The organism is Marinibaculum pumilum, assembly GCF_042646425.1.
Lineage (GTDB): Bacteria > Pseudomonadota > Alphaproteobacteria > Ferrovibrionales > Ferrovibrionaceae > Marinibaculum > Marinibaculum pumilum.
The window spans coordinates 32,986-46,535 of sequence record NZ_JBHRTR010000015.1 but is presented as its reverse complement, the minus strand read 5'-3'; the positions used below and the strand labels follow the sequence as shown (position 1 = coordinate 46,535).

Here is a 13,550-nt window from a genome sequence, read left to right as displayed (position 1 = left end):
AACGGGATATCGCGGGAAGGGCCCGGACAGAAAAGGCGCGGTCCAATGGCCGGTCGGCCGGACGCGCACAAGACGCACTGCCCCTGCTGGGTCCTGTCATGTTTGAAAGCCTCCCGGGCCTCTTGATTGATTGCTTGCCGGGGGTTCTAGCATGTTTTCCAAGGGGTCGCAGCCGCCGTCGCCGCGGCGCGCTCCTGCTGCGGCGCTCGGCCCGCCGGGACCGAATGCCGCCCCAAATGCCGCAAAGATGCCCGAATCCGTTCACATTCGGCCACCAATCGGCCGCCAGGATCGATGGCGTCGAGGAGAACGGAACGACAGGAGGGACCGAGATGCCGATCACCGCAGAGAACACCGTCGCACAGGCCACCGGCAAGGCGGGCGACCGCGCCGGCGCGCTGGCCAGGGTTCTGGCGGTGCCCGTCCTGCTGGCGGTCGCCGGGACCGCCGGCACGGCGGAAGCGCAGCAGGTGACCTGTCCGGCCGACCTGCAGCGGCCGGTCAACGTCACGCCGGCCATGACCTTCCAGCTCTCCGCGCCCGGCCGCTCGGTCGACGCCAGGGAGACGACCTATTCACTCGCCCCGCGCCAGGCGTCCGTGTCCGCGCGGGGGCGGTCCCACAGCGGCGTGCTGCAGGTCGACTGCACGGTTTCCGTCGGCATGCAGCACTTCATGACCGGCACGCCGCAACCGCTGGGCGGCGGCTATCGGGGCGGGATCGACTGCACGGCGAGCCGCGACGGCAAGAGCGGCCGCCGCTATGCGCCGCTCAGCTTCGATCCGGCGCCGTCCGCCTCGCTCTGGACGAATCCGAACCTGGTGCTGAAGCTCTGCCAGCAGGCGGCGCTGACCCTGTACAGGGCGCACTGAGGGGCGCCGGCGGATCGGCGCTGCACTATGCCCTCGTCCCCGCCCTTGAGGCGGGGACCCATTCCGCAAGCGGTGCGGTACTGCAAGGCCGGCGGAATGGGTTCCATGGTCAAGCCATGGAACGACGGCGGCAGGGAGGCTGGTCGAGTGGGCCTACCCGTCGAACCGCCCGCTGCGGTTGAAGCCGCGGGGCGCCATGCGGCCGGCGGAAGCGCGGGCGCCTTCCCAGGGCAGCAGGTCGGGCTCGGTGCGGGTGCGGCCTGAGGAATCCGACCAGGTCAGGCCGTTCTCGCGGTCGAAGACCTTGGCGTCGGCGATGCCGCCATCCTTGTAGCGCTGCAGGATCACGCCGCGGCCGCGCGCCATCTCCGGCACTTCCGACAGCGGGAAGACCAGCAGCTTGCGGTTGTCGCCGATCACCGCGACCGTGTCGCCGGCGGCCGGGATGCAGAGCGCGGTCTTCGCCCCCTGCCCCGGGGTCAGCACGACCTTGCCGTTGCGGGTCTGACCGACCATCGCCTCGGCCGGCGCGACGAAGCCGCGGCCGTCGGTCGCCACCACCAGCCGCTTCTCGCCTTCGCGGTGGACGAAGATGGTCAGCGCCTCGTCCTCCTTCGCCATCTCCACGATCAGGCGCAGCGGCTCGCCATGGCCGCGGCCGCGCGGCAGCCGGTCGCAGGGGATGGTATAGGCCCGCCCCTGCTCGCCGAACACGATCAGCTTGTCGGTCGTCTCCGCATGCAGCAGGAAGCGCAGCCGGTCGCCCTCCTTGAAGGAGGTGACCGTGTCGGCGGCGACATGGCCCTTCACGGCGCGGATCCAGCCCTTCTCGGAACAGATCACGGTGATCGGCTCGCGCTCGATCATCGCCTCCAGCGGCACTTCCGACACCCTCGGCGCCTCGGCGACCGAGGTGCGCCGCGGTCCCAGCACCGGATCGGCGGCGATCTTCTTCTTCAGTTCGCGCAGTTCCTCGGAGATCCGCTTCCAGCGCAGGTCCTCGTCGTCGAGCAGGGCGCGCAGGCCGGACGCCTCTTCCGACAGGCCCTCATGCTCGCGCTTGATCTCCAGCTCCTCCAGCTTGTGGAGGGCGCGCAGCCGCATGTTCAGGATCGCGTCGGCCTGCGTCTCGGTCAGCTCGAAGCGGCGCATCATCTCCGCCTTCGGCTCGTCCTCGAAGCGGATGATGCGCAGCAGTTCGTCGATGTTCAGGTAGGCGATCAGCAGGCCGTCGAGGATGTGCAGCCGTTCCTCGATCTTCGCCAGCCGGTGCCGGCTGCGGCGTTCCAGCACCTCCAGCCGGTGGTTCAGGAATTCCTGCAGCGCCTCCCGCAGGCCCAGCACCTTCGGCACCCGGCCGCCGACCAGCACGTTCAGGTTAAGCGAGATCCGCGTCTCCAGGTCGGTGGCGCGGAACAGGCTTTCCATCATCACGTCGGGATCGACGGTGCGGCTGCGCGGCTCCAGGACGATGCGGACATCCTCCGCCGACTCGTCGCGGATATCGCCCAGCAGCGGCAGTTTGCGCTCCGCCAGCAGCTCGGCGATGCGCTCGATCAGCCGGCCCTTGGCGACCTGGTAGGGCACCTCGGTCACGATCACGCGGAACTGGCCGCGGCCAATCTCCTCCTTCTCCCAGCGGGCGCGCAGGCGGAACGAGCCGCGGCCGCTCTCATAGGCCTCGCGGATGCCGGCGGCCGGCTCCACCAGCACGCCGCCGGTCGGGAAGTCCGGGCCCGGGATCAGCTCCTGCAGCTTCTCCACCGACGCGCCCGGATGCTTCACCAGGTGCAGCAGCCCGTCGACCAGCTCCAGGGCGTTGTGCGGCGGGATCGAGGTGGCCATGCCGACGGCGATGCCGGTGGAGCCGTTCGCCAGCAGGTTCGGGAAGGCGGCCGGCAGGACGACCGGCTCCTCCTCCTCGCCGTCATAATTGGGCTGGAAGTCGACCGTGTCGGCGTCGATGCCTTCCAGCAGCAGCTCGGCGATGGCGGTCAGCCGCGCCTCGGTGTACCGCATGGCGGCGGCGTTATCGCCGTCGACATTGCCGAAATTGCCCTGCCCGTCGACCAGCGGGTATCGCTGCGCGAACAGCTGCGCCAGCCGCACCAGGGTGTCGTAAACCGCCTGGTCGCCATGCGGGTGGTACTTGCCGACCACGTCGCCGACCACGCGGGCACATTTCTTGAAGCCGGTCTGCGGGCTCAGCCGCAGCTGCCGCATGGCAAAGAGGATCCGCCGCTGCACCGGCTTCAGCCCGTCGCGCACGTCCGGCAGCGACCGCGACATGATCGTCGACAGGGCATAGGCCAGATAGCGCTCGCTCAGCGCGTCGGCGAGCGGGGCGGGACGGATGTTCTCCGGGAAGTCGCCCGGTCCGATGGGCTTGTTCATGGCCCGCTATATATCACCTTCCGGCCCGTCCGCAGGGGGCCGCGACAGGCTGTCCTCGCCGCCCGCCGCCAGCCGGCGGCAGCGGGTGACGAATTGTGCCCGCGCGGCCGGGATTCCCCGGCCGCCGGCCCCGAACAACCGGCGCTCCAGGAAATGCCCTGTCAGGTCCAGGCCCTGCACGACCTCCGCCGGCTGCGGTGCCGAATCGAGCGGCCCCTGGCCGAGCCTCAGGAATCGCGGCAGCGCCAGCAGGCGCTCCCGGTAGGGTGCGGCGGCGGCCGCGCTGACCGCCCGGCCGGTCCGCGGTGAAACATGGGTCAGGCCGCCGGACGGGCCCGCACCGCCCTCCCCCGTGACGGCGCAGCGGTCGAGCGCCAGGCCGTAGCCCAGGCTCTGCAGCAGGCCCAGTTCCCAGCGCACCAGCACGGCGGGCCAGCCGGGCGGGCGCTCCGCGATCACGTCGAACAAAGCCTCGGTGGCGGCGAACAGGTCCGGATGCGGTTCCCGCTCCGGCAGGGCGGCATCCGCCACGGCGCAGGCGGAAACCAGGGCGGCCAGCGCCAGCCGGTCGCGCAGCAGCGGCCCCGCCGGCGCGCCGACCGGTTCCAGCCGCCAGTTGCCCAGATGCTCCGCCAGCCGGGCCCGCCAGACCGCGTCGACCCGGGCGCCAACATCGATGCCGCGGGCGCTGCGCGCGCCGCGCAGCAGGCCGGCATGGCGGCCATGTTCCGCCGTCAGCAGGCTGACGACCGCGCCGCTGTCGCCATAGGGGCGCCGGGACAGGACGAGACCGCGGTCATGCCACTCCATCGCCCCGGCCCCCTCAAACGGTGCTGCGGGCAGTCAGCCGAACAGCGACCGCATCGCCTTCATGCCTTCCTGCATCGGCGTCCATTGCCGGCCGGCGATCAGGCCGCCATCGACGACCAGCTCATGCGCATTGACGAAGGTCGATTCGTCGCTGGCCAGGAACAGCGCGGCATAGGCGATGTCGTCGGTGATGCCGGCGCGGCGGATCGGCTGCATGCCGGCCAGCGCCTTGCGCACCGGCTCCGCCGTGCCCTCCGCCTGCTCCGACGCCATGCCGGCGGCCTTGCCGAAGATGCCGGTGGCGATGCCGCCGGGGGAGACGGCGTTCACCCGCACCCCTTCCTCGCCCAGCTCCATCGCCACGCATTTCGTCAGGTGGACCACCGCCGCCTTCGCCGCGCCGTAGATGATGGAGGAGGAATAGCCGGCGCGGCTGGCGGCCACGCTGCCATTGTTGATGATGCTGCCGGCACCCTGCTTCCGCATCACCGGCGCGGCATGCTTCATGCCCAGCATCACGCTGCCCACCAGATTGTCCATCGCCCGCTGGAAACCGTCCCAGGGAATGTCCTCGATGCCGCCGCCCGGCGCCGGGGCGCCGGCATTGTTGAACAGAACGTCCAGCCGGCCGTAGTGGCCGGTCGCGGCCTCGACGGCGCCCTTCACCTCCGCCTCGACGGTCATGTCGCCGGGGACGAAGCGGACCTCGCCGCCGGTTTCGGCGCGGATCGCCGCCGCCACCTCCTCGCCCAGCTTCGCGCGGCGGCCGGTGAACACGACCTTCGCACCCTCGGCCGCGAACAGCGCCACCGTGCGCTGGCCGATGCCGCTGGTCCCGCCGGTGACCAGCGCCACCTTGTCCTGCAGACGTCCCATATGCTTCCTCCTCCCGGATGGTTGCCCGCCACCGGTCCGTCCGGATGCGGCAGGCTGGCGCATTGCGCCCCGGCCCCCTATGACGGGAACCTGAGGGACTGACAAGCGGCCGGGCCCGGACAGCGGGACGGCAGGGAGTGTATCTGTGAGCGAGGAAACGGACGCATCCGGCGGCAACCCGGACGGCGGCGAAGTCGCCGACCTGCTGAACCAGGCCCGCAGCCATCTGGGCAGCGGCGATCTGGGCGCGGCGGAGGCGGCGATCCTGCGGGTCTTCGACCTGGCGCCCTACCACCCGCAGGGGGTCGGCCTGTACGGCACCCTGGCGGCGATGACCGGCGACATGGAAGCGGCGCATGAGCGGCTGTCCTTTGCCGCCGCGCAGCTGCCGGACGATGCGCAGGTGCAGTTCAACCATGCCAACGTGCTGGCGATGCGCGGCGACCTGCCCGGCGCCGAGGCGGCCTGGCGCCTGGCGATTGCCGCCAACCCGGCGCATTTCGAGGCGATGGGCAATCTGGCCGACATGCTGCTGGGCCAGGGCCGCGCGGCAGAAGCGCTGAATGTGCTGCAGCAGGCGATCGAGGTCCGGCCCGACATCGCGCCGCTGCACAGCGCCATGGCCTTCGCCCATTTCCGCCTGGGCGACGCCCATGCCGCCTATGCCGCACTGCAGACGGCGAACCACCTGGCGCCCGAGGATGTCAGCGTGCTGCTGGGCCTGGGCGATATCGCCGCGGCGATGGGCAATACCGAGGGCGCGCGCAACTGGTACCTCGCCGCCCGCGAGCTGGCGCCCGACGACGACCGCGTGCAGACCGCCCTGGCGCGGCTGGCCGGCTGAGCGGCGGACCCGCCGATGGCGCGCCCCGCCGGCCGCACCGCCCTGAAGCACCTGAAGCGGGCCGCCGACCAGTTGCAGCAGGGCGCCTTCCAGCCGGCGATCCGGGAGGCGCGGCTGGCGCTGAAGGCCGACCCGGCGGCGGTCGACGCCCGCGCGATCCTGGGCATCGCCCGCGTCCAGGCCGGCGAGGCGGAGGCCGGCCTGGCCGACCTGGAGGCGGCGCTGGCCGCCCGCCCGCGCGACCCGCAGCTGCTGTTCAACCTGGGCCATGCGCAGAGCATCGCCGGCCATGATGCCGCCGCGCGGCAGAGCTTCGAGGCGGCGCTGCGGCTGGATCCCGGCAACCTGCCGGCGCGGATGAACCTGGCGCATCTGTTCCTGAAGGCGGACGACCCGAAGCAGGCGGCGGTGACCTTCCGCGCCGCCCTGAACGGCGCACCCGGCATGGTGGAGGCGCATCTGGGCCTGGGCCTCGCCCTGCAGCAGCAGCACCGGCTGGAGGAGGCGGAGCGCGCCTTCCGCGAGGCGCTGCGCCTGGCGCCCGGCCATCCGCAGGCGCTGATGAACCTGGGCAACCTGCTGATCGACGCCGAAAAGCCGGATGCGGCACGGCCGCTGCTGGAAGAGGCCGCGCGGCAGCCGGGCGCCGGCGGCGATGCCTGGTGCAACCTGGCCGTGGCCGCCTATGACTGCGGCGACCTGGAGGCGGCACTGGGCGACCTGGACGAGGCGCTGGCGCGCAAGCCCGCCCACACCCGCGCCCTGGCGACGAAAGTGATCGTGCTGGACGAGCTCGGCCGGCACGACGCGGCCCATGCCCTGGCCGATCCGGGGCTGGTGGAGCAGCACCGCCTGCCGCAGATCGACAATGCGGCGCTGACCGCCTTCGCCCTGTCGCACCCCACCCTGCTGGAGGCGCGCAGCGGCAAGACCACGATGATGGGCCAGCAGAGCGCGCAGCTGCATTACGGCGAGGACCCGGCGCTGGACGCCTTGCTGCAGGCGATGGAGGCCGCAGGCGCCGACTATCGCGCGCGCCGCTGTACGGCGCAGGGGCAGGCCCATCCCTTCCTGACGCATCCCCCGCGGCGCTGGCAGATCGTGCCCTGGATCACCGTGCTGCGCGACCAGGGCCATCAGGACAGCCACAACCACCCGTCGGGATGGCTGAGCGGCGTCTACTATGCCGCCGCGCCGGGAATCCGCCGCGACGACAACGGCAAGACCGGCTGGCTGGAGCTCGGCCGGCCGCACAGCCGCTTCCGGGCGCAGCACCTGCCGGCGCTGGACTATGTCTGCCCGGAGCCCGGCCTGCTGGTGCTGTTCCCCTCCTTCGCCTGGCACATGACCGTGCCCTTCGCCGGCACCCAGCCGCGGATCAGCATCGCCTTCGACCTGGTGCCGGTGGACGACCTCTCCCCCGGCGGCGGAGGCTGAGCGGCCTTGTCCGGCCTGGCCGCCGTCGCCGTCGCACTGGTCCCCGTCTTCGCCGTGATCGTCGCCGGCGCGGGCATGCGCCGGCTGCGCTTCCCGGGGGAGAGCTTCTGGCCGGCGGCGGAACGGCTGGTCTACTACGTGCTGTTCCCGGCGCTGCTGTTCCGCACCATCTCGACCGCCAACCTGACCGACGTGCAGGTCGGGCCGATGGCCGCGGCACTGCTGTCGGCGCTGGCGATCCTGATCGTCATCCTGCTGCTGGCGCGCCCGGTCGTCGCCCGCAACGGGCCGGCCTTCACCTCGGTCTTCCAGGCCGCCACCCGCTTCAACACCTATGTCGGCCTGGCCGCCGCCGCGGCGCTGTTCGACGCCGAGGTGGTGACCGCCTTCGCGCTGTGCATCGCGGTGATGGTGCCGACCCTGAACCTGGCCTGCGTCGCCATCCTGTCGCTCTACGGCGCCCGCGCCGGCAGCGCCGGCTCCCGCCTGGGCCTGCTGCGGCGCACCGCCTGGGACGTGGTGCGCAACCCGCTGATCCTGGCCTGCCTGGCCGGCGGCGCGATGCAGGTGGCGCAGCTGCCGCTGCCGCGGCTGGTGGACGAGGTGCTGTTCATCCTGGCCCGCGCCGCCCTGCCGCTGGGCCTGCTGGCGGTCGGCGCGGCGCTGACCGCGAACGGCCTGCTGGAGCGCCTGCGCCCGGTGGCCGTCGCCTGCGCGGGCAAGCTGGTGCTGTTCCCGCTGCTGATCGCCGGCACCGCGATCCTGTTCGGGGTCAGCGGCCCGTCGCTGACCGCGGCGATCCTGTGGGGCGTGCTGCCCACCTCGCCGGCCGCCTATGTGCTGGCCCGCCAGCTGGGCGGGGATGCCGAGGCGATGGCCGCCGCGGTCACCGCCACCACGGTGGCCGCCTTCGCCACCATGCCGGTGATGCTGGACCTGCTGCTGTAGGGCTGCATCAGTAGAAAATGGTCAGGCCCAGCAGCATGTTCACGACCGCCCCGTCGTCGGACAGCGGCAGGTAGATCGATTCGGAATGCGGGCGAGGCCATGGCGCGATGCGCGGCGGCGGCGCTTCTCCCGATGGCGGTGAACCGGCAACGGCCCTCTTGGCGGACCTGCCGGTTCATGGTGCAATGGTCCGACCAAAAGGCCCGCCATTGGCCGCGGGCCGATCCACGGGAGGACGGCATGGACTTCACCCTGCCCGGCGAGGACGATCCCCGCCGCATCGAGATCCGCGCCTGGCTAGCGGCGCATCCGAAGGCCAGCTATGCGCAGCTCGCCGGGCGCGGCCTGACCGCCCCGAACTGGCCGGCCCCCTGGGGCCTGTCCGCCGGGCCGGAAGAGGTGCTGATCATCGACGAGGAGCTGCACCGGGCCGGCATCACCCATCCCCACCTGGTCAATCCGATCGGCGTGAACCAGTGCGGCCAGTCGCTGCTGACCTGGGGCACCGAGGCGCAGCGCCAGCGCTTCCTGCCGCCGGCGCTGGCCTGCGAGGAGATCTGGTGCATGCTGTTCAGCGAGCCGTCCGGCGGCTCCGACCTCGGTGCGCTGCGCACCGCCGCCCGGCGCGAGGGCGACCATTACGTGATCAGCGGCCAGAAGATCTGGAACTCGCTGGCGCACAAGGCCACGGTCGGCGTGCTGATCGCCCGCACCGATGCCGGCAAGCCCAAGCACAGGGGCCTGTCGGTCTTCCTGATCGACATGAAGAGCCCCGGCATCACGGTGCGGCCGATCACCGATATGACCGGCGCTGAGCCCGAATATAACGAGGTTTTCCTGGACGATGTCCGGGTGCCGGCGGACCGGCTGCTCGGCAGCGAGGGCGACGGCTGGCGCATCGTGATGGAGCAGCTGCAGACCGAGCGCCAGGGCATGACCATGCCGGGTGCAGTCTGGGGCAGCGGCCCGACCGCCCGCGAACTGGTCGACGGACTGATCGCCAGCGGCCGCATCAGGGATCCGGCGATCCGCGACCAGGCGGCGCGGCTCTATGTCGAGGGCGAGCTGCTGCGGCTGCTGACCTACCGGCACATGAGCAACAAGATCAACGGCAAGCCCGCCGGCTTCGAGGGCAATCTGGGAAAGATGATGGCCGCGCCGCACGGCCAGCGCCTCAGCGACCTGGCCAAGCGCAGTGCCGGGCCGGCCGGCATGATCGACGGCGCCGACGACCTGCCGCTGGCGGAGAAGGATTACGGCCTGTTCGACAGCTGGGACTATGCCTACTGGTTCGCGCCGGCCGCGACCCTGGGTGTCGGCACGCAGGAGATCCTGAAGAACGCGGTGGCGGAGCGGATCCTGGGCCTGCCGCGGGACACCGACCCGACCGCCGCCCTGCCCTTCAACGAGGCCGGCCGCCAGCGGCCGAAGGTCGCCTGAGCCGGAGAACAGAATCATGGATTTCACTCTCAGCGACGACCATCTGGCGCTGCGCGACAGCGCCGCCGTCTTCCTGGACCGGGAGGTCGACCTGTCCCCGCTTCTGAAGCCGGGCGCAACCGTCGCGGCGGCCGGCTATGACGGCCTGTGGCGGAAGATCGCCGATCTCGGCTGGCCCTCCCTGATCGTGCCGGAGGCACAGGGCGGACTAGGCATGTCCTGCCTGGACCTGGCGATGATCGTGGGAGAGATGGGCCGCACCCTGGCACCGGCGCCGCTGTTCGGCACCCTGGCGGGGACCTGGGCCCTGCTGAAGACCGGCAGCGCCGCGCAGCAGGAGGCCCTGCTCGGCAAGGTGGTCGCCGGAGAGCTGAAGCTGGCGCTGGCCGCCGCCGACCGGGACAACCGGATCGGCGCCGGCGTGACCGCCACCGCGACGGCGGACGGGCACCGGCTGGACGGCAGCGCCTGGTATGTCGTCGACCTGGACGCCGCCGACCGGGTGGTCGTGGCCGCGCAGGCCGACGGCGAGATCCGCTGGTTCCTGGTCGACCCGGAAGCCGCCGGCGCCACCCGGACGGCGCTGGCCTGGCGCGACATCACCCGCCAGGTCGGCCGGCTGGACCTGGAGGCTGCGGCGGCGGAGCTGCTGCCCGCCGGCGACGGGGCGACCTGGCCCTGGCTGCGCGACCGGCTCTACCTGCTGCTGGCGGCGGAGAGCGCGGCCGGCACGAAGGCGGTGCTGGACGATGCGGTCGCCTATGCGCAGGAACGGATCGCCTTCGGCCGGCCGCTGGGCACCTTCCAGGCGATCAAGCACCAGCTGGCGGAGATCGCCGGCCAGTCCGAATGCGCCACCGCGGCGGTGCACTACGCCGCCTGGACCCTGGACGAGGAACCGGCGCGCGCGTCCCTGGCCGCCGCGATGGCGCAGAGCTATGCCAGCGAGGCCTATCGCGACGCCACCTACCGGCACATCCAGGTGTTCGGCGCGATCGGCTTCACCTGGGAGATGAAGAACCACCTGTTCTACAAGCGCGCCCGCTGCAACGCCGCCCTGCTGGGCGATCCCGCGCAGCAGCGGGAGGAGGTGCTCCGCATCCTGGAGGCCGGCGTTCACAAGGACCGCGCTGCCGCCTGAAACCGGTCCGGGCCCCTCCGCGCCCGCCCCTTTTGCCGGCCCCTATTGCTGCTGTGGGGGCGCTTGGGTATAGGGAGCGGCAGTGATGGAGGGTCCCCGACGGTGGCGGACGGCGTGGCAGGCAGTGCGACAGGTGGCGCGCAGGCGTCCGGAACGGCGGAACGGCCGGCCCCGCCCCCGTTCAGGCATCGCCACCTGCTGGGCATCGAGGGTCTGACCCCGGACGAGATCGGCACCATCCTCGACCTCGCCAACACGCATGTGGAGCGCACCCGCGCCGGGCAGATGAAGGCCGATTCCTTACGCGGCCGCACCCTGATCAACCTGTTCTTCGAAAGCTCCACCCGCACCCGCACATCCTTCGAGCTGGCGGGCAAGCGGCTGGGCGCCGACGTGATCAACATGTCGGTGGAAAGCTCCGCGGTGAAGAAGGGCGAGACCCTGATCGACACCGCGATGACCCTGAACGCCATGCATCCCGACCTGCTGGCCGTGCGCCATGCCGAGTCGGGCGCGGTGGAGCTGCTGGCACAGAAGGTCGGCTGCAGCGTGATCAATGCCGGCGATGGCAGCCACGAGCATCCCACCCAGGCGCTGCTGGACGCGCTGACCGTGCGCCGCCGCCGCGGCCGGCTGCAGGGCCTGCTGGTGGCGATCTGCGGCGACATCCTGCATTCGCGGGTGGCGCGGTCGAACATCCACCTCCTGTCGGCGATGGGCGCGCGGGTGCGCCTGATCGCGCCGCCCACCCTGCTGCCCGCCCGGGTCGACCGGATGGGGGTGGAATGCTTCACCGACATGAAGGCAGGCCTGGCGGATGTCGACATCGTGATGATGCTGCGCCTGCAGCTGGAGCGGATGCAGGGCAGCTATACCCCGTCGATCCGGGAATATTTCCACCTCTACGGCCTGGACTCGGAGAAGCTGGCCTGCGCCAAGCCCGACGCCCTGGTGATGCATCCCGGCCCGATGAACCGCGGCGTGGAGATCGACACCCTGGTCGCCGACGATATCGACCGCAGCGTGATCCGCGAACAGGTCGAGATGGGGGTCGCCGTCCGCATGGCCTGCCTGGAGCTGCTCAGCCAGCACCGCGCGCAGTGGAGGCGGTCGTGATTGGGGCGGCCGCTTCGATGCTGCCGTCGTCCTCGGGCCTGACCCGAGGACCCCAGCGCCGGCGGGGCCGCCCTACCGGCCCGCAGCGTCGACGCCCTGCCACGATCCTCGGGTCGAGCCCGAGGACGACAGCGCCGCTGAGGAAGCGGTCGCACCGCTGCTCCGTCATCCTCGGGACCGACCCGAGGATCCATTCCGACAGCGATGCGGCGCCGCACGGCCGGCGGAATGGGGTTCGCGGGCGAAGCCCGTGGACGGGTCAAGCCCGGGAACGACGGGATTGCGGGTGGGTGCAATGAACCAGGCCCGCAAATCGCCAGCCCGCCCCGCGCAGGGGGAGAAGGTCGCCTACCTGAATGCGCGGCTGCTCGACCCGGCCTCCGGCCTGGACACCGCCGGCGCGCTGCTGACCGACGGGGCGATCATCGCCGACCGCGGCCCCGACCTGTTCGCGCATGGCGTGCCGGAAGGGATCGCCGTCGTGGATTGCGGCGGCAACTGTCTCTGCCCCGGCCTGATCGACATGCATGCCTGGCTGGGCGAACCCGGCGAGGAGCATAAGGAGACGATGGCCACCGCCTCCGATGCCGCCGCCGCCGGCGGCATCACCACGGTGGTGGCGATGCCGGACACCGAGCCGGTGATCGACGACGTGGCGCTGGTGGAATATGTCGCCCGCCGCGGCCGCGACAGCGCCCATGTCCGCATCCTGCCCGCCGCCGCGGCGACGAAGGGCCTGTCGGGCCGCGAGATGACGGAGTTCGCGCTGCTGAAGGAGGCCGGCGCGGTCGCCTTCACCGACGGTTCCAGCCCGATCTCCGACGCGCTGGTGATGCGCCGCGCCCTGTCCTATGCCCGCGCCTGCGAGGCGCTGCTGGTGCAGCATTGCGAGGAGCCGCGGCTCGCCCATAACGGCGTGATGAACGAGGGCGAGATCGCCACCCGGCTCGGCCTGGCCGGCATCCCCGCCCTGGCCGAGGTGATGCAGCTGGAGCGCGACCTGCGGCTGCTGGAGCTGACCGGCGGCCGTCTGCATGCCGCCCACCTGTCCTGCGCCGCATCGGTGGAGGTGCTGCGCCAGGCGAAGAAGCGCGGCCTGCAGATCACCGCCGGGGTGGCACCGCACAACTTCGCCCTGAACGAGACCGCGGTCGGCGAATACCGCACCTTCGCCAAGACCCGCCCGCCGCTGCGGGAGGAGGATGACCGCGCCGCCATGGTGCAGGCGATCGCCGACGGCATCATCGACGTGATCTCGTCGGCCCATTGCCCGCAGGACCAGGAGAGCAAGCGCCGGCCCTTCGCCTCCGCCGAGTTCGGCATCATCGGCTTCGAGACGATGCTGCCGCTGGCGCTGGAGATCCACCACAACGGCCATGCCGACCTCTTGACCCTGCTGCGCTGCATGACCGTGCGGCCGGCGGAGATCCTGCGCCTGCCGCAGGGCCGGCTGCTGCCCGGCGCGCCGGCGGACATCCTGATCTTCGACCCCGACCTGCCCTGGATCGTGGACGAGGCGAAGCTGCGCTCGAAATCGAAGAACTCGCCGTTCGACCGCCGGCCGCTGCAGGGCCATGCGGTGCGCACCGTGGTCGGCGGGCGGACCGTCTTCCAGCGCCGCCGCGAAGTGCGCGGCGGCGGCTGAGGCGGCCGGACCGGAAGGAGCGACGGC

At 71.7% G+C, this 13,550-nt stretch carries 11 protein-coding genes; 8 read left to right on the top strand and 3 right to left on the bottom strand.

The window, feature by feature from the left end; genetic code table 11:
• Window positions 1-332: 332 nt before the first annotated feature.
• Window positions 333-872, top strand: a complete 540-nt coding sequence (locus ACFOGJ_RS05095) for a hypothetical protein (RefSeq protein ID WP_379898637.1) — start codon at window positions 333-335, stop codon at window positions 870-872.
• A 153-nt stretch (window positions 873-1,025) separates the two neighbouring features.
• Here ACFOGJ_RS05095 and parC read toward each other — a convergent pair whose 3' ends face one another.
• From parC to ACFOGJ_RS05080, 3 genes are read right to left on the bottom strand one after another with little or no spacing between them, the layout of a single operon-like run.
• Window positions 1,026-3,266 carry a DNA topoisomerase IV subunit A gene (gene parC / locus ACFOGJ_RS05090; RefSeq protein WP_379898636.1) on the bottom strand — a complete coding sequence of 747 codons (2,241 nt, stop codon included), beginning with the start codon at window positions 3,264-3,266 and terminating at the stop codon, window positions 1,026-1,028.
• Window positions 3,267-3,272: 6 nt separating this feature from the next.
• The gene (gene recO, locus ACFOGJ_RS05085; protein ID WP_379898635.1) at window positions 3,273-4,076 is read right to left on the bottom strand and encodes a DNA repair protein RecO; all 804 of its coding nucleotides are present in this window, start codon (window positions 4,074-4,076) and stop codon (window positions 3,273-3,275) included.
• Between the two features lie 33 nt (window positions 4,077-4,109).
• Complete coding sequence (locus tag ACFOGJ_RS05080) at window positions 4,110-4,952, bottom strand: SDR family NAD(P)-dependent oxidoreductase (protein WP_379898634.1); 843 nt, start codon at window positions 4,950-4,952, stop codon at window positions 4,110-4,112.
• Window positions 4,953-5,097: 145 nt separating this feature from the next.
• Between ACFOGJ_RS05080 and ACFOGJ_RS05075 the strand changes: the two genes are divergently transcribed.
• From ACFOGJ_RS05075 to pyrC, 7 genes are all read left to right on the top strand, one after another.
• Window positions 5,098-5,796, top strand: a complete 699-nt coding sequence (locus tag ACFOGJ_RS05075; RefSeq protein ID WP_379898632.1) for a tetratricopeptide repeat protein — start codon at window positions 5,098-5,100, stop codon at window positions 5,794-5,796.
• A gap of 15 nt (window positions 5,797-5,811) precedes the next feature.
• On the top strand, window positions 5,812-7,233 hold the full coding sequence (locus tag ACFOGJ_RS05070) for a 2OG-Fe(II) oxygenase family protein (RefSeq protein WP_379898631.1): 1,422 nt from the start codon (window positions 5,812-5,814) through the stop codon (window positions 7,231-7,233).
• 6 nt (window positions 7,234-7,239) lie between these two features.
• A complete protein-coding gene (locus tag ACFOGJ_RS05065; RefSeq protein ID WP_379898629.1) occupies window positions 7,240-8,181 on the top strand; it encodes an AEC family transporter in 942 nt (313 codons plus the stop codon).
• A gap of 240 nt (window positions 8,182-8,421) precedes the next feature.
• Complete coding sequence (locus tag ACFOGJ_RS05060) at window positions 8,422-9,621, top strand: acyl-CoA dehydrogenase family protein (RefSeq protein WP_379898628.1); 1,200 nt, start codon at window positions 8,422-8,424, stop codon at window positions 9,619-9,621.
• Window positions 9,622-9,637: 16 nt separating this feature from the next.
• Window positions 9,638-10,762, top strand: a complete 1,125-nt coding sequence (locus tag ACFOGJ_RS05055; protein ID WP_379898627.1) for an acyl-CoA dehydrogenase family protein — start codon at window positions 9,638-9,640, stop codon at window positions 10,760-10,762.
• 195 nt (window positions 10,763-10,957) lie between these two features.
• Entirely contained in the window at window positions 10,958-11,878 is a 921-nt protein-coding gene (locus tag ACFOGJ_RS05050; RefSeq protein WP_379898911.1) for an aspartate carbamoyltransferase catalytic subunit, read from the top strand.
• Between the two features lie 295 nt (window positions 11,879-12,173).
• The gene (pyrC, locus tag ACFOGJ_RS05045; RefSeq protein WP_379898626.1) at window positions 12,174-13,523 is read left to right on the top strand and encodes a dihydroorotase; all 1,350 of its coding nucleotides are present in this window, start codon (window positions 12,174-12,176) and stop codon (window positions 13,521-13,523) included.
• Window positions 13,524-13,550: the final 27 nt, after the last annotated feature.